Annotated in this window: 28 protein-coding genes and 2 tRNA genes; 28 read left to right on the top strand and 2 right to left on the bottom strand. The window is 54.6% G+C overall.

Going from position 1 to position 26,534, the window contains the following annotated elements; all coding sequences use genetic code 11:
* The first annotated feature begins 91 nt into the window (after positions 1–91).
* The 5 genes from FLZ89_RS06005 to FLZ89_RS05985 all read left to right on the top strand — a co-directional run bounded on the left by FLZ89_RS06005 (position 92) and on the right by FLZ89_RS05985 (position 2,609).
* Entirely contained in the window at positions 92–316 is a 225-nt protein-coding gene (locus FLZ89_RS06005; RefSeq protein ID WP_141263669.1) for an RNA polymerase sigma factor, read from the top strand.
* Positions 309–653: an FtsB family cell division protein gene (locus FLZ89_RS06000; protein ID WP_141263670.1), complete on the top strand. Its 345-nt coding sequence runs from the start codon at positions 309–311 to the stop codon at positions 651–653. The genes FLZ89_RS06005 and FLZ89_RS06000 overlap by 8 nt, the downstream gene beginning before the upstream one ends.
* Positions 654–737: 84 nt before the next feature.
* A complete protein-coding gene (locus FLZ89_RS05995; protein ID WP_141263671.1) occupies positions 738–1,136 on the top strand; it encodes a S1 RNA-binding domain-containing protein in 399 nt (132 codons plus the stop codon).
* Between the two features lie 52 nt (positions 1,137–1,188).
* Positions 1,189–2,154, top strand: a complete 966-nt coding sequence (locus tag FLZ89_RS05990; protein WP_141263672.1) for a Ppx/GppA family phosphatase — start codon at positions 1,189–1,191, stop codon at positions 2,152–2,154.
* A gap of 53 nt (positions 2,155–2,207) precedes the next feature.
* Positions 2,208–2,609, top strand: coding sequence for a hypothetical protein (locus tag FLZ89_RS05985; protein WP_141263673.1), 402 nt, complete (start codon positions 2,208–2,210; stop codon positions 2,607–2,609).
* Here the strand turns inward: FLZ89_RS05985 and FLZ89_RS05980 are convergent.
* On the bottom strand, positions 2,563–3,519 hold the full coding sequence (locus FLZ89_RS05980) for a L,D-transpeptidase family protein (RefSeq protein WP_216363853.1): 957 nt from the start codon (positions 3,517–3,519) through the stop codon (positions 2,563–2,565). The genes FLZ89_RS05985 and FLZ89_RS05980 overlap by 47 nt on opposite strands.
* Positions 3,520–3,778: 259 nt before the next feature.
* Between FLZ89_RS05980 and FLZ89_RS05975 the strand changes: the two genes are divergently transcribed.
* The 13 genes from FLZ89_RS05975 to phoU all read left to right on the top strand — a co-directional run bounded on the left by FLZ89_RS05975 (position 3,779) and on the right by phoU (position 16,342).
* Positions 3,779–4,192 carry a DMT family transporter gene (locus FLZ89_RS05975; RefSeq protein ID WP_253256418.1) on the top strand — a complete coding sequence of 138 codons (414 nt, stop codon included), beginning with the start codon at positions 3,779–3,781 and terminating at the stop codon, positions 4,190–4,192.
* Positions 4,193–4,244: 52 nt separating this feature from the next.
* A tRNA-Met gene (locus FLZ89_RS05970) sits at positions 4,245–4,321 on the top strand.
* An 11-nt stretch (positions 4,322–4,332) separates the two neighbouring features.
* Positions 4,333–4,407 (top strand) — tRNA-Glu (locus FLZ89_RS05965).
* A gap of 130 nt (positions 4,408–4,537) precedes the next feature.
* Positions 4,538–6,580 (top strand): SpoIIE family protein phosphatase, encoded by a 2,043-nt coding sequence (locus tag FLZ89_RS05960; RefSeq protein ID WP_141304629.1) that lies wholly within the window; start codon positions 4,538–4,540, stop codon positions 6,578–6,580.
* Between the two features lie 97 nt (positions 6,581–6,677).
* Entirely contained in the window at positions 6,678–8,063 is a 1,386-nt protein-coding gene (gene tilS, locus FLZ89_RS05955) for a tRNA lysidine(34) synthetase TilS (RefSeq protein ID WP_141263676.1), read from the top strand.
* Positions 8,064–8,137: 74 nt separating this feature from the next.
* Entirely contained in the window at positions 8,138–10,099 is a 1,962-nt protein-coding gene (gene ftsH, locus FLZ89_RS05950) for an ATP-dependent zinc metalloprotease FtsH (RefSeq protein WP_141304628.1), read from the top strand.
* Positions 10,099–10,527, top strand: coding sequence for a nucleoside-diphosphate kinase (ndk, locus tag FLZ89_RS05945; protein WP_172613468.1), 429 nt, complete (start codon positions 10,099–10,101; stop codon positions 10,525–10,527). The genes ftsH and ndk overlap by 1 nt, the downstream gene beginning before the upstream one ends.
* A gap of 36 nt (positions 10,528–10,563) precedes the next feature.
* A complete protein-coding gene (locus FLZ89_RS05940; protein ID WP_141263679.1) occupies positions 10,564–11,073 on the top strand; it encodes a transcription repressor NadR in 510 nt (169 codons plus the stop codon).
* Positions 11,074–11,109: 36 nt separating this feature from the next.
* Complete coding sequence (locus FLZ89_RS05935) at positions 11,110–11,460, top strand: hypothetical protein (RefSeq protein WP_141263680.1); 351 nt, start codon at positions 11,110–11,112, stop codon at positions 11,458–11,460.
* A 231-nt stretch (positions 11,461–11,691) separates the two neighbouring features.
* A complete protein-coding gene (locus tag FLZ89_RS05930; RefSeq protein ID WP_172613685.1) occupies positions 11,692–13,362 on the top strand; it encodes a formate--tetrahydrofolate ligase in 1,671 nt (556 codons plus the stop codon).
* A gap of 95 nt (positions 13,363–13,457) precedes the next feature.
* Positions 13,458–14,660: a dihydropteroate synthase gene (folP, locus tag FLZ89_RS16385; protein WP_172613467.1), complete on the top strand. Its 1,203-nt coding sequence runs from the start codon at positions 13,458–13,460 to the stop codon at positions 14,658–14,660.
* 148 nt (positions 14,661–14,808) lie between these two features.
* Positions 14,809–15,567, top strand: coding sequence for a phosphate ABC transporter ATP-binding protein PstB (gene pstB, locus FLZ89_RS05920; protein WP_141263683.1), 759 nt, complete (start codon positions 14,809–14,811; stop codon positions 15,565–15,567).
* Between the two features lie 103 nt (positions 15,568–15,670).
* On the top strand, positions 15,671–16,342 hold the full coding sequence (gene phoU / locus FLZ89_RS05915; RefSeq protein ID WP_253256417.1) for a phosphate signaling complex protein PhoU: 672 nt from the start codon (positions 15,671–15,673) through the stop codon (positions 16,340–16,342).
* Between the two features lie 28 nt (positions 16,343–16,370).
* On the opposite strand, the gene FLZ89_RS05910 is transcribed toward phoU, so the two are convergent.
* Positions 16,371–17,591 carry an MFS transporter gene (locus FLZ89_RS05910; RefSeq protein WP_141304626.1) on the bottom strand — a complete coding sequence of 407 codons (1,221 nt, stop codon included), beginning with the start codon at positions 17,589–17,591 and terminating at the stop codon, positions 16,371–16,373.
* Between the two features lie 76 nt (positions 17,592–17,667).
* Here FLZ89_RS05910 and FLZ89_RS05905 point away from each other — a divergent pair, with 76 nt between their 5' ends.
* The 10 genes from FLZ89_RS05905 (at position 17,668) to panB (ending at position 26,425) form a co-directional block, all read left to right on the top strand.
* Complete coding sequence (locus FLZ89_RS05905; RefSeq protein WP_141263686.1) at positions 17,668–17,943, top strand: YqhV family protein; 276 nt, start codon at positions 17,668–17,670, stop codon at positions 17,941–17,943.
* Positions 17,944–18,072: 129 nt separating this feature from the next.
* Entirely contained in the window at positions 18,073–18,888 is an 816-nt protein-coding gene (locus FLZ89_RS05900) for a phosphosulfolactate synthase (RefSeq protein WP_141263687.1), read from the top strand.
* Between the two features lie 137 nt (positions 18,889–19,025).
* Positions 19,026–19,751 carry a 2-phosphosulfolactate phosphatase gene (locus FLZ89_RS05895; protein WP_216363852.1) on the top strand — a complete coding sequence of 242 codons (726 nt, stop codon included), beginning with the start codon at positions 19,026–19,028 and terminating at the stop codon, positions 19,749–19,751.
* Positions 19,752–19,828: 77 nt separating this feature from the next.
* A complete protein-coding gene (locus FLZ89_RS05890) occupies positions 19,829–20,284 on the top strand; it encodes a DUF441 domain-containing protein (RefSeq protein WP_141263689.1) in 456 nt (151 codons plus the stop codon).
* Between the two features lie 188 nt (positions 20,285–20,472).
* On the top strand, positions 20,473–21,741 hold the full coding sequence (locus FLZ89_RS05885; RefSeq protein WP_141263690.1) for an ATP-grasp domain-containing protein: 1,269 nt from the start codon (positions 20,473–20,475) through the stop codon (positions 21,739–21,741).
* A complete protein-coding gene (locus FLZ89_RS05880; protein ID WP_141263691.1) occupies positions 21,738–22,046 on the top strand; it encodes a hypothetical protein in 309 nt (102 codons plus the stop codon). Before FLZ89_RS05885 ends, FLZ89_RS05880 begins: the two co-directional genes overlap by 4 nt.
* Before the next feature lie 20 nt (positions 22,047–22,066).
* Positions 22,067–22,963 (top strand): succinate--CoA ligase subunit alpha, encoded by an 897-nt coding sequence (locus tag FLZ89_RS05875; RefSeq protein WP_141263692.1) that lies wholly within the window; start codon positions 22,067–22,069, stop codon positions 22,961–22,963.
* A 13-nt stretch (positions 22,964–22,976) separates the two neighbouring features.
* Positions 22,977–23,876 (top strand): HpcH/HpaI aldolase/citrate lyase family protein, encoded by a 900-nt coding sequence (locus tag FLZ89_RS05870; protein WP_141263693.1) that lies wholly within the window; start codon positions 22,977–22,979, stop codon positions 23,874–23,876.
* A 133-nt stretch (positions 23,877–24,009) separates the two neighbouring features.
* Complete coding sequence (locus FLZ89_RS05865; RefSeq protein WP_141263694.1) at positions 24,010–25,236, top strand: NAD(P)-dependent malic enzyme; 1,227 nt, start codon at positions 24,010–24,012, stop codon at positions 25,234–25,236.
* 379 nt (positions 25,237–25,615) lie between these two features.
* The gene (gene panB / locus FLZ89_RS05860; RefSeq protein WP_141304625.1) at positions 25,616–26,425 is read left to right on the top strand and encodes a 3-methyl-2-oxobutanoate hydroxymethyltransferase; all 810 of its coding nucleotides are present in this window, start codon (positions 25,616–25,618) and stop codon (positions 26,423–26,425) included.
* Positions 26,426–26,534 lie beyond the last annotated feature (109 nt).

Here is a 26,534-nt window from a genome sequence, read left to right as displayed (position 1 = left end):
AGGATTTTTTCCCAGAAAGGCGAAATATAAATTTGTCCAATATTTGTCCACAACATGTGCATAACTTGTGGATAAACGTGGGGAAAATGGCGTGCAGATTGAGATTCGTGGAGCAGAAAAGCTGAGTTTCCGGGAACGCCAGGTGGTGGCTTTGAAAGAAATGGGCCTCAGCAATGAGGAAGTAGCGCGCCGCTTGAACTTGAGCACCAGCAGCGTGGCCACCCTTTACCACCGGGCCCGGACCAAAGGCTACCAGGTGGTAATTGTCATGCCCGGTGACGTCCTGGGGATATTTGCAGGTGAAGAAGATGGGTAAGGTAGTGCGATTTCCCAAAAAGCGTTCTCATTGGCCAGCTATTTTAGCGGCCATCATCGCAATCTATTTTTTATACTCCTTTATTCGTTTGGGCCTGGCACTGTACCAGACCAACCTCCAGATTAAGGCCTGCCAGGAACAGAAAGCAGTTTTAATGGCCGAAAGCAACCGCCTCCATGAGCAGATTAAAGAACTCCATAACGATAGTTACATAGAGCGGATGGCCCGGGAAGAATTGGGGCTTGTAAAACCCGGGGAAACAGTAATTATACCGGCGGTACCGGGCCAGGTGCGACCCTATATTCCTCCTCGCCCGGGGCAGCAATTTCGTGATTAAAATTCCTCCAGGTTATTGACAAATTTCTTAACTCTTACATATAATGTGATTAGCTTTAACGAGAACAGGAGGAATAACATTCGTATGTCCATTGCCGTGGGCACCGTAGTGGAAGGAGTGGTCAGCGGGATCACCAGATTCGGTGCCTTTGTTGAATTACCCGGTGGGCTCACTGGTCTGGTCCATATTTCTGAGGTGGCCGACACCTTTGTGAAAGATGTAAAGGATTTTATTAAGGAAAAGGACCGGGTAAAGGTTAAAGTCATCAACATTGACGAAAATGGTAAAATAGGCCTTTCTATTAAGCGTGCTGATCCCAATTATGACGAAAACCGGCGCGGGCGCCGCCACGGACGGGTTGCTGCGTCAGCTTCCTTTGAGGACAAGTTGGCTCGTTTCTTGAAGGAAAGCGACGAACGTTTACAGGATTTAAAGCGGCACACGGAAGCCAAACGTGGCGGCCGGGGCGCACGCGGATTTTGAGGCAAACCAGACGGGCACCTAGGGGTGCCCTTTATTTTGCAGGTGAGCTGGAATGACATGCTATGCAGCCCTGGATATTGGTTCTAATTCCGTCCGCCTGCTGGTGGGTAAGGTGCAGGGTACCTCCGTGCAGCCCTTGCGGACCGCACTCCGCAGCACCAGGCTGCTGGCCGGTGCAGTAAACGGGTGGCTGCAGGAGGAAGCCGTCCAGAGGACGGTGACAGCCGTCGCCGAACTGGCCGCCCTGGCCCGGGACTACCAGCCCCGGGATGTGGTATGCGTTGCTACCAGTGCCGCCCGGGAGGCCCGTAACCCGGAACTTTTGCGGGCCGGGGTGAGCGATGATGCCGGGCTGGACCTGATCATTATCGACGGCCATACAGAAGCCCGCCTAGCTTACCAGGGCGCCCTGGCAGGCTTTAAGGAGCCCGTCGCCAATCCGCTGGTAATCGATATCGGCGGCGGCAGTACGGAACTCAGCTGGCAGGATGAAGACCGGCTACAGCTGGTGAGCGTTAAGGTAGGTGCCGTGCGGGCCACGGAAACGGCCATGTCAAGGGTGGCTATGGAGACCATGCTGGCCCCTGTGCTCGCCCGAGCACGAAAAGTGCGGCCGGGGCAAATTATTGGAACCGGCGGCACCATAACTACCGTCGCCGCTTTAGAACTGGGGTTGGAGCATTATCAACCGGAACTGGTTCACGGTATGCTCTTAACTACTGAACAGGTGCAAAGCTGGCGCCGGCGTCTCGCGGTCATGCCCCTGGCAGAGAGACGGAAGCTTCCCGGCCTGCAGCCGGAACGAGCCGACATCATTGTCGCTGGCGTGACCATCCTGGAAATTATCCTCGCCGGACTGGTTGCAAGGGATGTGGTAGTTAGCGAGGCCGACCTCCTTTGGGGTTTACTGCTGGCCCGGGCTCGGGGGGAAAAGCTGGGAAAATATGATATCCCTGGCCCGGCTGGGGGCAGTCATTATGCCACCCATGGCCTTTTATTACCACCCCAGGACCGTTGACGAAGAGGTCAACCACCTGGCCAAAAACAATAAATTTTGTGAGGTAGAGGGAATTGCGACCGTTAACTTATATCGCCGGCAGGGGCCGGTATCGTATATTCTGCCGGGTATTCGCTACCAGGGAGGGCTATATAGCCCACCTTATGGGCGGTACCAGACCCCATGTAGGTGCTGTGGCCCTGGGTTTACCGCGGCCAAGCCTAAAAGAAAACTGCATGAGTGCCACCACTTCGGTATTAACCCTCCTGGGCCATAAGGATGATGAACTGGCCCGCCCGGCGGCAGCGAAGCTCGCGGCCGGTTTGAACGCGCCGGTGGTGGTAGTTGCCGGGGTGCATATAGATAGGGCCGTTCCTGAAGAGCTGGCTCGCCTGGAGGCTAATACCCGCCGGGCGGTGGAGGGTATCATCAAGGTCTGGCATCGGGAACTGCAAAGCCGAGGGCCCTCAAAGTAGTTATATCAGCCACTCCGGTGGCCTTTAAGCCATGGTGGAGCTGAAATTCCCTGACGGCCAGTTCCGTCATCAGACCGTAGTCGCCGTCGGTAGGGCCAAAAAGGTAAAACCCTTTTTCCCGGAGTCTGGCCTGCAGGGTTACTACTTCCGGTGAACCCGAACCTGGTTTCAAGGGACCGGTCGGCGGGATGTAGGGCCCTTTAACGATTACCGGAGTGCCTACAGGTAACCAGGAATAGATTTCTTCAATATCTTTGTTGTACATGCGAAAGCAGCCCGACGAGGCCGCCCAGCCGATAGACCAGGGACGATTGGTGCCATGGATGCCATAGTTACCCCACGGGACATTGAGGCCCATCCAGCGGGTGCCAAAGGCGCCGCCGGCCTCATAAGCTTTATCGGTAATTTTCCACTCCCCGACCGGCGAAGGGCTGGTATATTTGCCAATGGCCACGGGGTACTGGCGGAAGACCTGGCCCTCTACCAGGATGGTAAGGACCAGGCGATCGGTATCAACGATAACTATAAGGTTTTTACCCGGTGGCGGGGCCGTCCTGGAAGCGTTGCTGGAGTTTGCGGCACCCTGGGCCAGGGCCGACCAGGTTGCCAGGTCTACCTGGCCCAGAGGGTCTAACCCCCGGTCTTTCTGGAAGTTAACGACAGCCCGGTTGGTGGCACTGTCATAAACGCCGCTCATGGGGCCGATGTAATAACCAAGCTGGGCCAGGCGCAATTGGAGGTTGCTGACGTCCGGCCCGCGCATGGGGGGATGGGTCAGCTTTAACAACCGTTCTTCGTCGTAGCAGGGGCACGGTTCGTGGGCCCAGGCCGCTGCCGGTGCTATAGATAGCATTATAAAAATAAAGATGACCTGGAAAACTAGGAGCCAGGACAACTTGCGCTGCTGCAATGTATCTCCCTCACAGTAGCTGATTGTAGAGGTACCGTTTATGGCGGCGAACCCTTGAGGGTATTACCCCCGCAAATCAAATGGCGAACACCTCAAAGGTGACTGTCGCGTAATATAGTATTTCCCAGAACCGTTTTCCTTTACAGCCTTCACCTTGATAACTTGCACCGGGGGTTTAGCCGGCCAGGGTTAGGGGTACATTAATCGGGGAATAAAATAAAAAACTAGGGAAGGTTATTTTATGTGGTTGGCGCTTTTAATGGCACTGGTTTCAGGTATAGCCATGGCCTTTCAGGGCTCTCTAAATTCGGCCCTGGGAAAAATTATTGGCCTACTACAGGCTACCCTGGTCGTTCACCTCACGGCCACCCTGACAGTGATTATCCTTCTTTTTACCCCTTTAAGCGGCGGCAGTTTGAGTAAGTTGCTCCACTGCCCCTGGTACCTCTGGCTGGGAGGCCTCATTGGCGTTCTTATAACTTACGGCGTAGTGGCCAGCATCCCCAGGGTAGGCGTGGCCCTGGCCACCACGGCTATTATTGTCGGCCAGGTATCTACCGCCCTGCTAATTGATCATTTTGGTTTATTTGGCCTGGATAAAATGCCCTTTACCTGGTGGAAGGCCGCCGGCCTGGTACTCCTGGCTACCGGCGCCAGGCTGATGCTGAATTGAGCCGCCTACCCCTTGACAAAAGGGTAAGATTCAGGCATAATATCTTCTGCATGGCGGTGTAGCTCAGCTGGTCAGAGCATGCGGTTCATACCCGCAGTGTCGTAGGTTCGAATCCTACCACCGCTACCATTTTATGATCTGGCCCGTTAGTCAAGGGGTTAAGACACCGGTCTTTCAAGCCGGTAACAGGGGTTCGAATCCCCTACGGGCCACCAGTAAAACCACCCTCAAAAAAGGGTGGTTTTTTTGTCGAAAGATTGTCCGCCACCGCTGCCTGAAGATGACAAGATTTTAGCGGAAAAGGGCGTATAATAGTTGCCAGGTAATGGTAAAGGCGGTGGTTTTATGTCCGGCCAACCCGGAATTCATCCTTACCGGCGGGAAATCGAACTAACGGCGACAACCCGCCTGGGACTCGACTTTCTTTTCCTGGTGGCGGCATTTTTCCTGGCACGGGGGGTTTTGCTGGAGGAACTTTTCCCCTTTGGCCCGGCCTCAGTTATTACCGCCGCTGTGCGGCGGCCGCGCCTCCTCTGGCCAGTGGTCTTGATCAGCATGGCCGGCAGCTGGTTCAGCAGCACTGCTCCAGTCTACAGCCGCCTGTTCCTTTTTTTATTTCTGGGACTAATTTTTAGCCTTTATCCTGCTTTACGCCGGGGCAGTATCTTAACCCAGGCCACCCTGGCGCCGGCGACCATTATCCTGGTCAGAGGATTGAGCCTTACTCTCTGGCAGCCTTCCTTTTATGGCTGGATTCAGGTAATCTTTGAAGCCCTTCTGGCCTGGGGATTGAGCCTCGCGTTTCTCTATGCCTCCATAACCACGCGGCAGGAAGAGCGCCTCCTGGGTGGAGGTCTCTTCCTCGTGGGGGTACTCCTGGGCCTGCAGGAATGGCGTTTTTTTGATCTTTCCCTGCAGGGCGTGATTAGTCGCTATATCATCCTGCTGGTATCCCTGGCGGGCGGGCCGGGGGCCGGGGCGGCAGCCGGGGCGGCGGTCGGCTTTTTGCCCAGCCTCTCCCAGCTGGTGACGCCGGCCCTGGCAGGGCTTCTCGCTTTTGCCGGTTTAATTGCCGGTTCTCTAAAAAGCCTGGGCAAACCGGGGGTTATCAGCGGCTTCCTGCTGGCCCACCTGCTTTTAGCCAACTATTTCCTTGGACAAGAAAGTGTCCTGGCGGCTTTAAAGGAAGGGGTACTGGTCGCCCTGGCCCTGGTAGCTACTCCTTCTTTCCTGATCAACAACCTGCAGAGATTCCTTGCCGCACCGGTAAGCACGCCGGCGCTTAAAGAAGACCACGGACGGCAGGAGGCATTAAGGAAGGCCTTGAAAAGCCTGGCGCGGAGCCTTAAATTTACCGGTTTTAAGGAAAGTCCCGAGGTTACCGTGCGCCAGGTAGCCCGGGCCACCTGCCGTGGTTGCCCGGCCGGCAAGGTCTGCTGGGAATTGGAAGGCGTGCAAATGGTAACCTTGCTGCAGGAACTATTACAAAAGGGAAGCCATGGCTGCCTGACAACAGCCGATATACCTGAATGGCTGGCCTCACGTTGCAGCCGTTGCCGGGAACTCCTGGCGGCGTTGATAAGCGAGGCCAGCAAAATGCAAGTCCTTCCAGCAGAGAACAGCCTGAATACCTGGCTGGCGGCCACCTTTGAAACCCTGGCGGCAATGCTGGTGGAAGGGAAGGCCAAAGCAGGGGTCGGGGAAGAGGAAGGAAGGGAATCACCGCGGTGGAAGCTCACCGTTGGGACGGCGGCTACGCCCCGCTACAAGGCAGATGTTTCTGGCGATGCCTGTTTGGTAGCCAACCTGGAACCCGGGAGGCAGCTTCTGGTCCTGGGAGACGGCATGGGCGCCGGGCGGGAGGCTGCTGAAACAAGCTCTACCGCCATCGAACTGGTGCGCGACCTGCTGGCAGCCGGCTTTACTCCGGAAAAGACCCTGCGGACCGTTAATATGATCCTCCTGTTAAGAACACCCAAAGAGAGCTTTACTACCTGCGATCTGACTTTAATCAACTGTGGTAACGGTACGGCTGAATTTTATAAACTGGGAGCGTGTCCCACCTTTATCCAACGGGATGGCCTGGTCAAAACCTTGAGCAGCCACTCTTTGCCGGTAGGGATCCTGGAAGACCTGCAGTTGGAACCCATGCGCGAAGAGCTGCAGGAAGGCGATTTGCTGGTCATGGTCAGCGACGGTGTCCTGGAAGCTCACCGGGACATAAACGAAAAGGAAAGATGGCTGGCTAAAGCTTTACAGCGGGTAGGCGATGCCCGGCCTCAGGAAATAGCCGACCGTCTATTAAAACAGGCACGGGCCCTCGTCGATGGTAAGCCTAGGGATGATATGACAGTCATGGTAGCCAGGATAGAAAGGACGGGCGTATAATGTATTTTAATTAAGGAAAAACTCACCAGATGAAGCAGGAAAAAGGCCCGTCATGCCGAAATAAAGGCGATATGAAGACCTTTGAGGGTGGACCTTTATGCTCGACCGGGTCCGGCAAACAGTACGGCGATACGGTCTCCTGGTACCAGGGGATAAAGTAGTGGTGGGGGTATCCGGGGGGCCGGATTCCCTGGCGCTGTTGCACAGCCTGCGGGCGTTACAGGATGAATTTGGCCATAGCCTGCATGTCGCCCATTTAAACCACGGGTTACGGCCGGAGGCGGCTGCCGATGCCGAATACGTTCGTAAACTAGCAGGGAGATGGGGCCTGCCGGTAACAATAGAGAGCCGGGATGTGGCTGCCTACCAGCGGGAGCACCGCCTATCCCTGGAGGAAGCAGCCCGGGAAGTACGTTACCGCTTTTTCCTGGAAGTTGCCGCTGCGGTCGGGGCCGGTAAAATTGCCGTTGGCCACCAGGCTGAAGACCAGGCCGAAACGGTTTTATTAAATCTCCTGCGGGGGAGCGGCCTGACGGGGCTTAAAGCTATGCTGCCCCAGCGCGGCCAGGTTATCAGGCCGTTGCTTTTTATTTCCCGGGCGGAAATAGAGGACTACTGCCGCCGGCATGGCCTTGAACCCCGCCAGGACTTTACCAACCGGGACGTCACCTTGCGGCGTAATAAAATCCGACACCAGTTATTGCCCTTCCTGGCCCGGGAATTTAACCCGGCCATTGTCCGAACCTTAAGCCGGACCGCCGTTATCCTGCAGGAGGAAGAAGAGATCCTGGCTAATCTGGCCGAAGAAGCCTTTACCAGGATAAAAATACGCCAGGAGCCCGGCTGCCTGGCCTTGGACCGGGAGAAGTGGATATCTCTCCCCCCGGGAATCCAGCGCCGCGTTTTGCGCCTTGCGGCTACCTCCCTGGGGAGAAAGGTAAGCTTCGACCAGGTGGAAGGGGCCAGGGAAATAGCTTTCCGGGGTGGCACCATTACCTGGCCGGGGCATTTAAGGGTAGAGGCCGGGGGGGCGGAGTTAATCCTGCTGGTACCGGCAGAAAAGCAACAGGCCATAACTTTTTCCTACCCGCTGCAGGTACCGGGGTTAACGCCTTTACCAGAGCTGGGTCAGGCCATCCGCGCCGAGCTGGCCGAACCGCCTTCCGTTTTTAAAGGCGGGGAAGATGAGGCCTGGCTGGACTGGGAAAAAACAGAAAAACCCCTGGTGGTACGTAACTGGCAGCCCGGGGATTATTTCCGGCCCCTGGGTCTTACCGGCAACAAGAAACTCCAGGATTTTTTCAGCGATATTCATTTACCGGCAGCCAGGCGTCGCCTGGTGCCCTTAATTGTAAGCGGGCGGCGTATTGCGTGGGTGGCCGGTTTACGCCTGGCCGAAGATTTTAAAATTACGCCGGCAACCCGCTTGGCCCTGCATCTAAAACTGGAACCCTGGCCATGCAAAATTAAAGTAAAAACTTAAATTGCAATCATATTTACCGTATGCTACAATATATAGCTATAAGATGCAGGGCGGGGTAAGAGGAGGGTGACCCGTTGAATCGAATTTTTAAGAACCTGACCGTATATCTGCTCATAGTATTACTGGCCGTTTCCATCATCAGGTTATCGACGCCAACAGAGCGGGCTGTTGAAGAATGGGATTTGACCCGCTTTTACCAGGCAGTAGATCAGGGTCAGGTTCAGGAAGTTACTTTAACACCTCATGATAGCATTATTAAAATTGATGGGCTGTTGAAAAATAATACCCGGTTTACAGTCAATGCACCTGCGGCGGCCAACCTGATTGACAGACTTACCGCGAAGGGGGTCACTGTCAAAGCCCAGCTACCGCCGCAACCACCCTGGTGGACAAATTTACTTGGGAGTATGCTGCCGATTCTCCTCCTGGTGGGTCTGGTATTCTTTATGATGCAGCAGACCCAGGGAGGCGGCTCGCGCGTGATGCAGTTCGGCAAGAGCCGGGCGCGGTTGCATACTGATGAAAAACGCAAGGTCACCTTTAACGATGTTGCCGGCTCCGATGAGGCTAAAGAGGAATTAGAAGAAGTCGTGGAGTTTCTCAAAAATCCCCGCAAGTTTAATGAACTGGGGGCGAGGATCCCCAAAGGTGTCCTTCTTTACGGTCCTCCGGGGACAGGGAAAACTTTGCTGGCCCGGGCCGTTGCCGGGGAAGCAGGGGTACCCTTCTTCAGCATCAGCGGTTCTGATTTTGTAGAAATGTTTGTTGGCGTAGGTGCTTCACGGGTACGAGACCTCTTTGAGCAGGCCAAAAAGAATTCACCATGTATTGTCTTTATTGATGAGATTGATGCCGTGGGTCGCCAGAGGGGTGCCGGTCTGGGCGGCGGTCACGATGAACGGGAACAAACTTTAAACCAATTATTGGTAGAAATGGACGGCTTTAATGCCAACGAAGGGATTATTATCATCGCGGCCACCAACCGGCCCGATATTCTGGACCCTGCCCTCCTGCGCCCGGGGCGTTTCGACCGCCAGATAGTGGTCGATGTACCTGATGTAGTAGGACGGAAAGAAATTTTAAAGGTCCATGTTCGCGGAAAACCCCTGGATGATACCGTGGACCTTGATGTCCTGGCGCGGCGGACGCCGGGCTTTACCGGTGCCGACCTGGCCAACCTGGTTAATGAAGCGGCCTTACTGGCTGCCCGGCGCGGTAAGCGCAAGATCGGCATGGAAGAGATGGAGGATTCCATTGAGAGGGTTATAGCCGGCCCGGAGAAAAAATCCAGGGTTATCAGCGACTATGAAAAAAGGCTGGTAGCCTTCCATGAAGCCGGGCATGCCCTCCTTGGCCATTATCTGCCCCATACCGATCCCCTGCATAAAGTCTCTATTATCCCCCGCGGGCGGGCTGGAGGTTATACTCTGCTCCTGCCCAAGGAAGATCGCCGCTATATGACCAAGTCCCAGATCCTGGACCAGGTGACCATGCTCCTTGGGGGGCGGGTTGCTGAAGCCCTGGTACTAAAGGAAGTCAGTACAGGAGCCCAGAATGACCTGGAACGGGCCACAGAACTGGTGCGTAAAATGATCACCGAGTTTGGTATGTCCGATGAACTGGGCCCCCTGACCTTCGGCCGTAAGCAAGAAACCGTCTTTTTGGGCCGTGATATAGCCCGGGACCGTAATTATAGCGAAGCAGTAGCCTTTTCCATCGACAAGGAAGCCCGCCGCATCATTGATGAATGCTACAACCGGGCCAAAGAACTCCTCCAAAAGCATATGGCCGAACTACACCTGGTTGCGAGGGCATTAATGGAAAAGGAAACCCTGGAAGCCGAAGAATTTACAGCGATTATTGAAGCCTATAACGAGCGCAACCCGGAAGGCAACAAGCAAGAGAACCTGCCAAAGGAAAGCCAGCAGCCAGTAGCGTCCGGCGGGGCAGGAACTGAAAGCACCACAGGCGATGGTCCCCATAAGGAACTGCCGATCAAATTAACTTATCTTCATTGTTTGAAAGGAGTATGGTAGTGGAACGCACCTTTGCCATGATTAAACCCGAGGGGGTGGAACGGGGCCTCATCGGGGCTATTATCAGCAGGTTTGAGCTCAAAGGCTACCGGATTGTAGCCCTGAAAATGCTGCGGCTAACGCCGGAACTGGCAGCCAGGCATTATGCCGAGCACCAGGGCAAACCCTTTTACCAGGAGCTTATCAGCCACATTACCTCGGGTCCGGTGGTGGCCATGGTTTTAGAGGGACCCGGTGTTATTGCCGGTTTACGGCAGATGATGGGTCCCACCAATCCAAAAGATGCCGTTCCCGGTACCATTCGCGGGGACTATGCCCTTGAGGTGGGCAAGAATGTTATTCATGGTTCGGATTCCCCGGCCAGTGCGGCCCGGGAAATAGCCCTCTTTTTTACCCCCGGCGAACTGGGGGAAGAACAGGCCGTGTAATCCGGTCTTTTTCTTTAATGGAGGCCTGAAAGCTTCATGAAAGCCAGTGAACGCCGGCAGAGGATCCTCGAACTTTTAGATAATAACCAGCCCCGCAAGGGCACCGAGCTGGCTGCCCTCCTTGGCGTCAGCCGCCAGGTTATTGTCCAGGACGTGGCCGTATTGCGGGCGGCAGGATACAATATCCTGGCTACTCCCCAGGGCTATCTCCTACCGGGTCCGGATACCCGTTGCCAGCGTGTTTTTGCCTGCCAGCATGACCTGGCCGGCCTGGAGCAGGAATTGCAGATAATAGTCGATTGCGGGGGAAAGGTAATTGATGTCGTGGTAGAACACCCCCTGTACGGGGAAATCCGCGGTTACTTGATGCTCGCCTCCCGTTATGATGTCCAAAAATTTGTCGCCGATTTAAAGGCCAGCGGAGCGCGGCCCCTGTATACCCTTACGAACAATGGTGTGCACCTGCATACCGTGGAAGCAGCCAGGGAAGATATTTTAGATATAATTGCCGGCAACCTTGCCAGGGAAGGTTTTCTTCTCGAATAGTATTAAGGAATGTACGTCAAAGGGTGGTGAGGAGGGGTGAAGGTCCTGGACTATACCCTTTATCTCAGTACCGACGACGTCCGGGTGGCCTACCACCTGGCCCGGGTCCTTAACCAGAAAGGAGGGGGAGCAATCGCTGCCAGGGGGCAGGAAGCCGGCCGGGAAACTGCCGTGGTAGTCCACCTCCTGGACTGGCAGGCCTTTCCCCTGCTGCGGGTCCTGGAGACGGTCCGTGCAGCTGCCAGGACCTTTAACATTCAGATAAGCAGGGGCGTTTTAGGCCCTGCTCCCGGGGAAGCCATCTTGGAAGTAGCGAGGCAGGCTTTACTCCTTGACAGCCCTCCAGTCATTATTGCACCCGAACCTGGTGAGAACGCAAAAGGTTAAGATATTTGCTTTTTCTGCTGTTATGAAGCACAAAAATTAATTGTTTGTTTTTTGCAAAGAAACGTGTATAATTAGGAATGATAGTCCGGGCAGGTACAGGGTAAGGGGGTTAGAACTCAAATAAAGTAGCTGGGTCAGCAGGAAATTTGGACTTTGTGTAGAATTTCACTAATATCCACCCGGGTGGATGTACATTTTTTTGAATTGAAAGGAGTGTTCAAATTGGCCAACATACCCAGCGATATTGAAATCGCCCAGGCGGCCAAAATGAAACCCGTTATGGAGCTGGCCCGGGCTCTAGGCATTGAGGAAGATGAAGTGGAGCTATATGGTAAATACAAGGCCAAAATCTCCCTTGATGTCTACCGCCGGCTCAAGGATAAACCCGATGGCAAGCTCATCCTGGTCACGGCCATTACCCCCACCCCTGCCGGTGAAGGTAAAACGACCACCAGTGTCGGTCTCACAGACGCCCTGGCCCGCCTGGGGAAAAAGGTTATGGTTTGCCTGCGGGAGCCCTCCTTGGGTCCCAGTTTCGGCATCAAAGGTGGCGCTGCCGGCGGCGGTTATGCCCAGGTTGTACCCATGGAAGACATCAACCTGCACTTTACCGGTGACATCCATGCTGTCACCTATGCCCATAACCTCCTGGCGGCCATGGTCGACAACCACCTCCAGCAGGGCAACGCTTTAAACATCGATCCCAGGACCGTTACCTGGAGAAGGGTTATTGATCTCAATGACCGCGCCCTGCGCAATGTCGTTATCGGCCTGGGCGGTAAAGCCAACGGTGTCCCCCGGGAGACCGGTTTCGATATCTCGGTAGCCTCGGAAGTCATGGCTTGCCTGTGCCTGGCCAGCGACCTCATGGACTTGAAGGAGCGTTTCCGCCGTATTGTCGTCGGCTATACCTATGACGGCAAGCCCGTAACTGCTGGTGACCTGGAAGCCCAGGGTTCCATGGCCCTGCTGATGAAGGATGCTATTAAACCAAACCTGGTTCAGACCCTGGAGAACACCCCCGCCTTCGTCCACGGCGGTCCCTTTGCCAATATCGCCCACGGCTGCAACAGTATAACCGCTACCAGGACCGCCCTCAAGCTGGCTGACTATGTTGTAACCGAGGCCGGTTTCGGCGCCGATCTGGGGGCCGAGAAGTTTTATAACGTCAAGTGCCGTTATGCCGGTCTCAAACCCGACGTTACCGTCATTGTCGCCACCGTCCGCGCCCTCAAAATGCACGGCGGCGTACCGAAATCGGATCTGGCCACGGAAAACCTGGCAGCCCTGCGTCAGGGCTTTGAGAACCTGGAGAAGCATATTGAAAACGTTGGCAAATTCGGGGTACCGGCCGTGGTGGCCATTAACGCCTTCCCCACCGACACGGAAGCTGAATTAAACCTCCTCTATGACCTGTGCAACAAAGCCGGAGCCGAAGTGGCCCTGTCCGAAGTCTGGGCTAAAGGTGGCGCCGGCGGCATTGAACTAGCGCAAAAAGTACTTAAAACCATTGAAACAAAACCGTCTAACTTCCATCCCCTCTATGAACTGGACCTCAGCATCAAAGAAAAGATTAATAAAATCGCCACAGAAATATACGGCGCCGATGGGGTTAATTACACGGCGGATGCCGACAAGGCCATCGAGCGTTTTGAAGCCATGGGTTACGGCAACCTGCCGGTGGTTATGGCCAAGACCCAGTACTCTCTCTCTGACGACATGACCAAGCTGGGGCGGCCCCGGAACTTTACCATTACCGTCCGCGAGGTAAGGCTCTCAGCGGGGGCCGGCTTTATCGTCCCCATTACCGGTACCATTATGACCATGCCCGGCCTGCCCAAGCGCCCGGCAGCCTGCAATATTGATATTGATGCCGACGGCGTTATCACCGGACTGTTCTAGGGTAGAGCCCTTGATAATTCCTTGCCTGGACCCCACCCCCCTGCGGGTGGGGTTTTTACTGCCAGGTGTAGAGAATGGTATAATATATGCGGAGGATGATTTATGTGTCCTGGCATGAAACCATAGAAATAATCAACATTCCCGATGCAGCAACGGCCCAAAAATTGATGGCGGAGATTGGCGTTGACGCCCGGGGTATTGAGCTGATGGTGCCCAAGGCCCTGCATTACTGCCTCAAGCTAAAAGATGTACCGGCCAGGGCGGCCAATATCTTAAAACAAGAAATGCTGGCCCGGGGCGGCGAGGCGGCCATGGCGGCAGGCGTAGCCGGCTGGTCGATCGAGAAGACCGATGTCCTGCTCTTTGCCACCAGACGCCAGCTGGAGCTTCTGGTAGAAAAGCTGCCCCGGCAGTATTTTGGCTTAAACAAGCTGGCCGTCGCTATTCAAGCTGCCCTGGACAGATGGGAAAAGACCGGCATTCAGGAGATCAAATGCCCGCGGGGTCCCCTTGTCCTGGGCCGGCGGACCCTGGTCATGGGAATTGTCAATGTAACGCCGGACTCCTTTTCCGATGGGGGCCTTTTTTATGACCCCGGAGCGGCGGTGGAGCATGCCCACCGGCTGGTGGAAGAAGGGGCCGACATTATTGATGTAGGTGGGGAATCAACCCGTCCCGGTCACGACCCGGTGCCGGCCGCAGAAGAATGGCACCGCCTGGAACCGGTTTTAAAGCGCCTGGTGGCTGAAATCAAAGTTCCTATATCCGTAGATACGTACAAGGCTGTTACAGCCCGGCGGGCCCTGGACCTGGGAGTTGACATCATTAACGATATCTGGGGTTGCCGGGGTGATGCCGATATGGCCGCTGTTTGTGGCCGCTACCAGGCACCTGTCATTATCATGCACAACCAGCAGGGCACCGCATACCGGGATCTAATGTTTGATATCCTCACTTCCTTGCAAGAAAGTATCCGCCTGGCAGAAGAAAACGGGGTACCCCCGGAGAAGATTATTATCGACCCGGGCATTGGCTTTGGCAAGGACTTGCAGCAGAATTTGGAAGTAATGGCCCGTTTACAAGAGCTAAAGGTACTGGGCAAACCCATCCTCCTGGGCACTTCACGCAAGTCAATGATTGGCAAGACCCTCGATCTACCCGTTGACCAGCGCCTGGAGGGAACGGCTGCTACGGTGGCCCTTGGTATTGCCCATGGGGTCGATATAATTCGCGTTCATGACGTCCGGGCCATGGTGCGGGTGGCCCGGATGGCCGACGCCATTGTACGCCGGCGTTAACTTAAACTTAAAGTTACTCCTATTGCCGTTTAAATATTCTTAAGGTAAAATGGAGGGGCAAGAGTGCCCTTTTTGCTTATGCACTTCATTTCTAGACCTGGTGATTGACATGTTTCGTTTGGCCCCGACCGGGAGGTAATCATTTTTTATGATCCAACCCAAAATAAAAGTTACCAATTTAAATTTTTACTATGGTTCTAAATGGGCTTTAAAGGATGTTAGCCTGGAAATAAAACCCAATTCCATCACGGCCCTCATCGGCCCTTCGGGGTGCGGTAAGTCTACTTTTTTGCGGACTTTAAACCGCTTAAATGACCTTATTGAAGGAGTACGACTTTCCGGGGAAATTCTTTTAGATGGGGAGAATATTTATGCTCCCGATGTTGATGTCATCAACTTACGCAAACGGGTAGGTATGGTTTTCCAGCGACCCAATCCATTTCCCATGTCTATTTATGATAATGTGGCCTATGGCCCCCGAATTCATGGCATTAAGAACAGAAAAAAACTGGACGAAATTGTAGAGCAGAGTCTTAGAGCAGCGGCCCTCTGGGAAGAAGTGGCCGATCGCCTGCGCCAGCCGGCCTTAGGATTATCCGGGGGCCAGCAGCAGCGCCTGTGCATTGCCAGGCTATTAGCCGTGGAGCCGGAAGTAGTTCTCATGGACGAACCCTCTTCGGCCTTGGATCCTATTTCCACGTTAAAAATTGAAGAGCTCATCCGTGTCCTTAAAGAAAAATATACCATTGTCATTGTCACCCATAATATGCAGCAGGCAGCCCGCGTTTCCGACTATACCGCTTTTTTCCTCAACGGGGAGATGGTGGAATACGATAATACGGAAATCATCTTTACCAGGCCCCGCGACCAGCGGACGGAGGATTATATTACCGGTCGTTTCGGTTAAATTACCTCTAATTAAGGGAAAACATTTTTTTAACCCATAAAAGTCAGAAAGAGGAAGTGAGGTGAATATAATGGAAGGTAACAAACTTACAGGAGGGCAAGCAATGGCCATCACAACCAGGCAGGGCTTTCAACATTCCCTGGAAGATTTGCAGCAAAACATCCTGCGCATGGGGAGTATCGTCGAGCAAACCATTGCCAAGTCAGTAGAGTGCCTGGCCAGGCAGGATGCCCGGATAGCCGCTGAAGTGGTTGGAGGCGATGTTGTTATCGACGAGATGGAGTTACAGATTGAAGATCAGTGTTTAAAGCTTATTGCCACCCAGCAGCCCATGGCCAAGGATTTACGCAAAATTGCCGCCGGATTTAAGATTATTACCGATTTAGAGCGTATGGCCGATTATTCTGTTGATATCGCCCGTATTGCCCAGCGTATCCTGGAAACCGGCCAGCCTTTGATCAAGCCCTTAATCGATATTCCCCGCATGGCCGAATTATCCCAGGTAATGGTCAAGCAGGCCCTGGATGCTTATGTCAGGGAAGATACAGAACTGGCCTATACGGTAGCCAGAGCGGACGACCAGATCGACATGCTCCACAACCAGGTCTTCCGGGAACTGCTGGTCTTTATGATGGAAGATCCTAAAACCATTACGCAGGCCACCTATTTGCTCTTTGTCAGCCGTTATCTGGAGCGGATAGCCGATCACGCCACCAATATAGCCGAGGAAGCCATTTACCTGGCCACCGGCGAACGGAAAGAGTTAAACGATTAAAAGCCCCGGGTAAGCTAACCCGGGTCTTTTAATGACCGGGTAACAGTTCCGGGGGCAGCATTTTTTCCGTCTGGATAAAGGTCGCCGTTAAAAAGGTTATCAGTCCTACCAGGACGGCGGCGCCCAGGAAAAGGGGCAACCGGCCCAGGGTCATGGCCAGGCCAAAGGCCGGGGGTCCCAGGGCGACGCCAAAGAAACGCATGGAACCGTAAAGGCAGGTAATGCCGCCCCTTTCCTTAGCGCTCACACTGGTTATCAAGGTATTGACTGAGGGCAGGACGATACCTGTGCCGATCCCCATGACCACCATGGCCAGGAAAAAGATATAGATATTATCAAAGAAGCCCATAACTATCAGGGCAGCGGTCTCCAGGACCAGGCCGGCAACAACGGTCATCTTCAAGAAGTTGCCGGCCTTTTGTTGCAGGTAACTACCAGATAAATAGGAAGTAAGGGCCATGGTAGCCACGGGAATGGCTATGAGCAGACCGATGCTGAGGCCCCGGATGCTATAATTTGCTTCCAGGATATCAGAGACATAACTCAAAACCCCAAACAAGATAAAAAGAACAACCATTCCGGCCAGGATGCAGGCCAGGAGGGACAAGCCCCTGGTCTGGAAAACCTGGCCCAGGTCGCGGAAATAGGTGCGGAAGGTTACCCTGTTTTTATCTTGCCCCGAAGGTTCTTTAATGAAGAACCACACAGCCAGGCCAATGGGGATGGCCAGGAAGCCATAGACAAAAAAGGGAGCGAACCAGGCGATGAGGCCGGCAAGGGAGCCGGCAATGGGGCTCACCACCTTTCCCAGGCCGTTGGAAGCTTCCAGCAAACCCAGGGTTTTGGTACGCTCCCTGCTCTGGAAGATGTCGCTGGTCAAGGCCATGGCCAGCTGGTACGTACCCCCGGCACCAATACCCTGGAGGATGCGGCTGCCCAGGATCAGGTAATAAGGGGAAGCCACCAGCCAGGCGGCCAGGCCGGCCAGCAGACCCCCCAGACCGTAAATGATCAGGGCCGGTGCCATAATGGGCTTGCGGCCATAGGCATCGGACAGGAAACCGGCAAAAGGGATGACCAGGCCGGCTGCCAGGGAAAAGGCTGTTATAAAAAGACTGATCTGGACCAGGCTGACATTCAAAGTGGTGCGCATGACTGGTAGCAGGGGAACCAGCATGGAGTTGCCCAGGACCATGATAAACGGTACGGCACACAGGATGGCAAAGGGCAATTTTATAGATGGCTGCAACCTTGAAAACCTCCTAGAAAAGATGCTGCTTCTATTTTCTCTCGGCAGCGCATAAAAAATAATGGGAGGAGATGCCATGTTTTTCTATGTGCCGGACAAACATGTGCTGGCCATGGCGGCAGTGCGCGTCCTGTCCAGCATGATTGAATTGACGGCAGCCATCCTGATGTTAAAATTAAACCGGGTTGAAGCAGCTTTAAAAATAAATGCCACCCTGGCTTTTGTTGGTCCGGCAGTTATGATGACGGTGACGGCCCTGGGACTCTGGGGCCTGGCCGGTAAGATCCCCCCTGTAAAAATGCTGACCATTATCCTGGGGGTGGGACTCATTTTTTATGGCGTAAAGCGGTAAAGATGGTGGGGTAACAGTCGTCTGACCTGTGAAAAAGTACCGGCGGCAAAGATGTTACCCCCTTCCTGCCCGGGACATAAAGATAAAAAAGCAAGTTAAAAAATAAACATGCAGGAAGGGGCGAAATGAATGCTGGAAAAATCAACTGCTGCCTGGAATGATATCCTGGAGTTTCCAATTGGTGGACGCCAGCAAAAACCCAGGCGGGCAGGATTGACCATGGTTATTGACAAGGGCCTGGGGCTTACAGAGTTCAAGGATTTGCTGGAGGTGGCAGCACCCTATATTGATTTTATAAAACTTGGTTTCGGCACCTCTGTCTTTTACCCGGCGGCTATTTTACAGGAAAAAATTCGCCTGGCACGCTCTTATAGTGTTGATATTTTTCCCGGCGGCACCTTCTTTGAAGTCGCCGTTCTCCAGGGGCGGCTGAACCTTTACCTGCAAACAGCCAGGGAATTTGGATATTCTTTTATTGAAATCTCCGATGGAACTATTGACATGAGCCGAACTGTGCGGATGGCGGCGGTGCGTCAGGCCCGGGCGGCAGGTTTTGGCGTCATAACTGAAGTGGGCAAGAAGGACCCACGGGATGCCTTAAGCACAGCCTATCTCCTGAGCCAGATTGCCGTCGACCTGGAGGCGGGAGCCGACTATGTCATCGTCGAGGGCCGGGAATCAGGTCAGGGAGTCGTCATTTACGACAGCCGCGGGTCTGTCAAAGAAGATATACTGGACAGCCTGCTGGCAGGCATCAAGGAGCCGGAACGGGTCATCTGGGAAGCTCCCCAGAAGCAGCAGCAGCAGGCCTTAATAATGCGCCTGGGACCCAATGTTAACCTGGGCAATGTCCAGCCAGGGGATGTCCTGGCCCTGGAAGCCCTGCGGGTGGGACTGCGGGGCGATACCTTGAGGACTACCCTGAAGGTGGCTGAAGTAAGTTAAGAGTTAAGAAATATGGGAAGCGGGAGCCGGTGGCGGGGTTCCTGCTTCCCGTTTAATTATTACCTTTAACTTTCGGCGGCAGGAATCTGCCCTATCTTTCGCGAATAACTACTGACCGGAAAGAGTTGGAGGTGCGATTGGGTTTGGAAATCGATGTCTTTACGGGAATAAATGGTATACCGGATGAGGCCATTAATAATAAAGCGGTCATAGTAATTGATGTGCTGCGGGCAACGACCACCATTTCGGTGGCCCTGGCGGCCGGTTGCCTGGAGGTAATTCCTGTCCTAACCCCCGAGGAAGCCATCGATATGCGCGAGCGTCTGGAGGACGAGCGGGTACTCCTTGGGGGTGAGCGCAATGCTTTAAAAATACCGGGCTTTGACCTGGGCAATTCCCCCCTGGAGTATACCCCTGAAATTGTTGCCGGCAAAAGGTTGATTATGACCACTACCAACGGCACCAGGGCCATTCGCCGGGCCGCAGGCGGCCGCCAGGTATTCCTGGGTGCCATGATCAACGCTCCGGCTGTGGCCGGGCTGGCTGCTGCAGCAGCAACGGATATAACCATAATTTGTGCCGGTACCAGGGATCGTTTCTCCCTGGAAGATTTTTTGGCAGCCGGGTTACTGGTCGACCGGCTTGCCGGGCTGGGAGAATTTGTCTTGCGCGACGGCGCTCTAACTGCAAGGGATTATTATTACTGCCACCGGGATGATCCCTCGGCAGCTATGAAAGCTAGTTTCCATGGCCGGCTCCTGGCTGACCTGGGACTGGAAGCGGATGTAGAATTCTGTTCCCGGGTGGGCGCGATTGATGTCGTTCCGGTGTATGGGGGCGGTATTATTAAAAAGGCCGGCTAACGCCACGTATGGCGTTATTGTCCCGGGTGCCCTGGCATATATATGGTACAGGACGGCTGGTACAAGGGGCGTATTCAATGAGCGCGACAACGGCGATCCTGTTACTTATTATGTTGCTGGGCATCCTGGGTCGCTCTAATGTTATCGCAGCCGCTGCTGCTATTCTTTTACTCCTCCAGTTTACTAACCTGCAAAGAATCTATCCTTTTCTTGAACGCCGCGCTCTGGAGGCCGGCCTTATTTTTCTGGTGGTTTCCGTACTGGTGCCCTTTGCATCCGGCCGGGTTTCAGCGCGGGATATGCTTGCCTCCTTTGTTTCCTTACCCGGTATAATAGCCATCGCCAGCGGGATTATCGCCACCCATATGAACTGCCAGGGCCTGGAATTGCTTCAGCGTTTTCCCCAGATGATGATCGGTATGGTTATAGGTTCCATTATCGGCGTTGCCTTTTTCGGCGGTATTCCCGTGGGGCCCCTGATGGCCGGTGGTATTGCCGCCCTGTTGGTAAACCTGCTGACCTGGTTGCGATAATTTTTTTTCAAACCAGCAGGATTTTTTAATTTCATCAAGAATATATGTAATAGCATAAAGAATTGATACCCCTATAGGGTAGGTTTACACCATTTGCCAGCCTATTATAGATACAGAGGGGGGATAGCAGGAGGGATTTTGCACGTCGTCTTTCCAACCAAATAAATTTTTGTGGAAGGGACGAAAGTATGGCTAAGCTATTAGAGTATCAAGGCAAGGAATGGTTACGCAAGGCGGGGATTCCGGTTCCTGTGGGCCGGGCTGCATCCTCGCCGGAAGAAGCGGAACAGATTGCGGCGGAGATGGGTAAGCCCGTCGCAGTAAAGGCCCAGGTGCAGGCTGGCGGCAGGGGTAAGTCAGGAGCGGTAAAACTAGTCGACACCCCGGCAGAAGCCCGGGCGGCAGCAGCATCGATTCTTGGAACGGTAATTAAAGGCTATCCGGTACGCAAGGTCCTGGTGGAAGAGAAACTTAATATCGCCCGGGAATATTACGTGACTATTATTGTTAATTCAGCTCGCAATGCCCGCTGCCCCATGATGATGTTCAGCACCGAGGGCGGTATGGACATCGAAAGTGTTCCGGAAGAGAAGATTTTTAAGCTTCTAATTTCACCCTTAAACGGCCTGGAAGTTTATGACGCTGTCGACATGCTGGTTCAGGCCGGCATCCCCAACGACCAGCTGATGACCTTTGCCAATATCTTGGTCAAGCTGTGGAATGCTTATAAAAAGTATGATTGCTTTACCCTGGAAATCAACCCCTTGGTCTTAACCGCCAGCGGGGAACTGGTGGCGGCCGACTGCAAGATGGAGGTTGACAACAGCAGCGTTTACCGTCACCCGGAAATGGGTATTGAAATTGCCAGGGACTTCCCCCACGAGCCCACGGAACTGGACCGTATCGGTTGGGGCATTGAAAAGACCGACACCCGCGGTTCCGGTTTCGTGATGAGCATGGGCTTTGACGAGAAAAGTCCGGGTTATATCGGCTACCATCCCATCGGCGGCGGATCGGCCATGATGGGCATGGACGCTCTGAACAAGGTCAACCTGAAGCCGGCGAACTACGCAGACACCAGCGGCAATCCGGTTGCTTCCAAAGTGTACCGGGTAGCCAAGGTTGTTCTCTCGCAGCCCAACATTGATGGCTACCTGCTGGGCGGCTTTATGATGGCCAACCAGGAACAATGGCACCACGCCCACGCCGTCGTGAAGGCCCTGCGGGAAGTCCTGCCCAAAAAACCCGGTCTGCCCTGTGTGTTACTGCTGTGCGGTAACAAGGAAGAAGAATCCCTCGCCATTTTACGCGAAGGGTTAAGCAATGTTGAGGGTGCTACCAGGGTGGAGATCTACGGCCGGGAGCATGTTACCGATACTGATTTTATCGGGCAAAGGTTATTGGCCCTTGTTAAAGAATATCAAGCCGAAAAGCGAAAGCAGGGTGGAAACCAGTGATTGAATTCTGGGAAAGAACAATTAAAGTTACCATCGACACCAGCAAGTGCACCGAGTGTGAAACAAAGGCCTGTATCGACGCATGCAAGAAGTTTGCCCGGGGGATGCTGCAGCTCCAGGACGGCGCACCCTCTGTGGCCCACCTGAGTGAAGATGAAATAAAACGCCGGGGAACAGAATGCCTTGCCTGCGAGTATGAATGCTGGTTCCGCGGCAAGAGCGCCATAAAAATTGACGTTCCCATTGAAGGAATGGATGAGTACCTGCGCAAGCGGGGCCTGCTTGAAGATAACGCCAACCAGTAAAAGGATAAAGAGGGATAAGCATGGGGATTTTAATTGATAGAAACACCAAGGTTATTGTTCAGGGAATTACCGGTAGGGAGGGTTCCCTCCGGGCCAAATATATGAAGGATTACGGCACGAAGGTTGTGGCCGGGACGAGCCCCGGTAAGGGCGGCGAAGAGGTAGCGGGCATTCCCGTCTATCATACCGTCAAGCAGGCCGTAGCCGAACACGGGGAAATTGACTTCAGCGTTATCTTCGTACCCGGCCGGGCTTTGAAAACAGCGGTTAAAGAAGCCGCCGACGCCGGCGTGAAAAATATCGTCCCCTGCGTGGAATCGGTCCCTATCCATGACATCATGGAAATGGTGGAGTACTGCAAGCTGAAGGGGACCAGGCTCATCGGCCCGGGCTCCATCGGCATCATTACGCCTGGAGAGGCGGTAGTCGGATGGCTGGGCGGCAATGTAGAATGGGCCAACTCCTTTTTCCGGCCCGGTCCGATCGGTGTTTTCTCCCGCAGCGGCGGCCAGTCGGGTACTATTCCCTGGATCCTTAAGGAAAACGGTTACGGCGTCAGCACCGTCGTTCACACGGGTACGGAACCGGTCCTGGGGACTTCCTTCGCTGACCTGCTGCCCCTTTTTGAAGAAGACCCCCAGACGGAAGCCGTAGCGGTATTTTCTGAGATCGGCGGTACCCAGGAAGAAGAATGTGCGGAAGTAATTGCCGCCGGGAAATTTACCAAACCCTTCGTCATCTACGTGGCAGGTGCTTGGGCACCGGAAGGCCAGCGCTTCTCCCACGCCTCCAGCATTGTGGAACGGGGCCGCGGTTCGGCCAAGAGCAAGATGGAAGCCATCCAGAAAGCTGGTGGCTACGTGGCCATGAGCCCCAATGATATCCCGCGTATCCTCAAAAACGTACTCAAGCATTAGGAGGTAATAAACAATGCCTGTAATGCGTTCTGTCCTTTACGTTCCCGGCAACAACCCCAGGATGATTGCCAAAGCCCCCACTTTCCCCGCCGATATAATCACCCTCGACCTGGAAGATTCCGTACCCCCGGCGGAGAAGGAAAATGCGCGGAAACTTATCCGCGAGAACCTGAAGGCTGTTGGGGCCAACGGGTCGGAGGTATACGTGCGCATCAACAACTGGGAGACCGAGATGACCAACGACGACCTGGAGGCCGTTGTTTATGAGGGACTCCACGGGGTTACCCTGGCCAAGTGCGGGCATCCGGACCACGTCAAGCGCCTGGACTGGAAACTGGAAGAACTGGAACGCCGCCGCGGTCTACCTATAGGGAGCATTAAGGTTTCCCTGCTCCTGGAAACCGCGAAAGGTATTATCAATGCCTATGAATCCTGCATCGCCAGCCCGCGGGTGGTCAGTGCCATCTTCGGTGCCGTGGACTACTGCAAGGATATGCGGGTCAAACTGACCTCGGAAGGCAAAGAGCAGGAATACGCCCGCGCCCATATGGCAGTTGCCGCCCGGGCGGCAGGGGTGGTAGCCATTGACTGTCCGTTTGTTGCCTATCAGGATATGGAAGCATTTGAAAAGAGTGTTCTCCAGGGGCGGCAGATGGGATATGAAGGCCGGATGCTGATCCATCCCAGCCAGGTTGAGCCTGCCAATCGTCTCTACTCCCCGGACCCTGCCGACGTGGAATGGGCCCGCGGCGTCGTAAAAGCCTTTGAAGAAGAAGCCATTGCCCAGGGTAAGGCTGCCATTTCCTACCAGGGCAAGATGGTCGACACGCCTGTTTACCTCAACGCCAAGGATATCTTGAACGCCTACGAAGAGATCCAGGCTAAAGATGCCGCCAGGAAGAAGAACGCTTAAAGGTTGAGATAGCGGGGCTGGCGGCCTCCAGGAAAGCTGCCGGCCCCTTTTATAACTATACGGTTGCCGGGGAAACCCGGTAGAGGGTGACCCCGTACCGATATTTAAATATGAAAAAGGGGGACGACAGGCTGTGAATACCCAGGAAAGAGCCCTGCAGCTGCATAAGGAATGGCAGGGTAAAATCGAAGTACGGGGGCGGGTACAGGTCCGGGATGGGACGGATCTTTCCCTGGCCTATACTCCCGGTGTCGCCGAGCCCTGCAAAGAAATCCATAAAGATCCCAAACTCGTTGACGTCTACACCCGGCGCTGGAACCAGGTTGCCGTAGTATCCGACGGCTCGGCGGTCCTTGGCCTCGGTAACATTGGCGCCCGGGCGGCCATGCCCGTTATGGAAGGGAAAAGCCTGCTTTTTAAAACCTTTGCCGGTGTCGATGCCTTCCCCATCTGCATCGATTCCCAGGATGTAGATGAGATTGTCAGGACAGTCCAGCTCCTGACCCCTACCTTTGGCGGCGTCAACCTGGAGGATATTGCCGCGCCCCGCTGTTTTGAAATCGAGCGACGCCTCAAGGAAACCACTGACATTCCTATCTTCCACGACGACCAGCACGGTACGGCCGTAGTCGTATTGAGCGGGATTATCAACGCCTGTAAGATCACCAAGCGGGAGCTGGGTGATCTCAAGGTAGTGATCAACGGCGCCGGGGCGGCCGGCATTGCCACTGCCAAGCTCCTGCTCAGCGTGGGCGTAAAAGACGTGATCCTCTGCGATTCCCGGGGAATTATCTCCTCAAAGCGCCAGGACCTCAATGCGGAAAAACAGGAAATGCTCAAGATCACGAACAAAGAAGACCGCAGCGGCACCCTGGCCGACGCCATGGTAGGCGCCAACTGCTTTATCGGCCTCTCTGTCAAAGACGCCGTTAATCAGGATATGGTACGCTCCATGGGTAAAGACCCCATTATCTTTGCCATGGCTAACCCCGTTCCGGAAATCTATCCCGATAAGGCGCGGGAAGCCGGCGCCGCCGTTGTGGGCACGGGGCGGAGCGACTTCCCCAACCAGGTCAATAATGTCCTGGGCTTCCCCGGCATCTTCCGCGGTGCCCTTGACGTGAAGGCTTCCGATATCAATGAACCGATGAAGATTGCCGCCGCCCATGCCCTGGCCGACCTGGTGGGCGACAGGCTCTCACCTGATTTCGTCATGCCGGAAGCCTTCGACCTGCGGGTGGCACCGGCGGTGGCAGCGGCCGTGGCCAAGGCCGCCATGGAGAGTGGCGTGGCTCGCGAGCCGAAGGACCCCGAGTGGGTGAAGAAACATACGGAAGAGCTGATCGGCCTGGCGAAATAAAATCCAGGAACGCTGGTGTTACGACCCCGGGCCCTGGGTCGCACGCCAGGCGGGAGAAGATGACGAGCCGCCCGGAGGAACGCTCCGGGCGGCTTTTTCTGGCCGCGCATGCGCTCCTCCCCTGCCGGGTATAATAACAGAAAAAAGGCAGGTGGATTTAAACTGGTCAACCGTATCGACTCTCCTGAATATCCGCAGGAAGCGCCGCAGCCCAACAGCGTCCCCCATCCTGCGACCTCACCACCGGAATTCCCACTGGAAATTAAACCGGCAGCCGATCCCCCGCAGGGGGATTTTCTGTTATAATAAGCATATAGCTGGTCAATACTTCCAGCTTATAGCTTTTATCATGGTAACATATGGAACAAGGAGGGGGAAAATGGCCGCACGCACTAAGATTACCCTGCCCCAGCTCCAGGCCATGAAGGAGCGAGGGGAGAAGATCACCATGGTAACCGCTTATGATTATCCTTCAGCTTTGCTGGCCGACCAGGCCGGCATGGACATGCTGCTGGTAGGCGATTCGTTGGGCATGGTGGTCCTGGGCTACCAGAGTACAGTACCCGTAACTATGGATGAGATGGTGCATCATACCCGCGCCGTTATGCGGGCCAATCCTGCAGCCCTGGTGGTGGCCGACCTGCCTTTTCTTTCCTATCAGGCCAGTGTAACGGACGCCGTTTATAATGCCGGCCGCCTGGTCAAAGAGGGTGGGGCCGATGCCGTAAAGCTGGAAGGTGGTCGGGCTATGGTACCCATGGTCCGAGCTATAGTCGATGCCGGCATCCCGGTTATGGGTCATTTGGGGTTAACTCCCCAGTCGGTAGTCCAGCTGGGTGGCTATCGCGTCCAGGGACGGGAGAAAGATGCGGCCGATAGAATTGCCGCCGATGCGGAAGCATTAGTGGAGGCTGGCGTCTTCTCCCTGGTACTGGAATGCGTACCGGCGGACCTGGCCCGGCGGATAACGGCGGAATTACCGGTACCTACCATCGGCATTGGGGCCGGGCCTGATTGTGACGGCCAGGTGCTGGTTTACCATGACCTCCTGGGCCTCTTTGACCGCTTCCAGCCCAAATTTGTCAAGCGTTATGTAAACCTGGGCGAAGCCATTGTCAAGGCCCTTGCCGATTACCGGGAAGAGGTCCGCCAGGGGAAATTCCCCGGTGAAGAACACAGTTTCCGGTAAAAGACCCTCATACCGCTAACGCGACACATTAGAAGGATGAAAATAACGGGCTGGCATTTGTTTGGAGCGAGCGACTTGGTCCGAGCGGTTGAGCAGCCTTGGCGAAGCC

This window comes from Moorella sp. E306M (assembly GCF_006538385.1).
Lineage (GTDB): Bacteria > Bacillota > DSM-521 > Neomoorellales > Neomoorellaceae > Neomoorella.
This window is presented reverse-complemented; position numbering and strand designations above follow the sequence as displayed.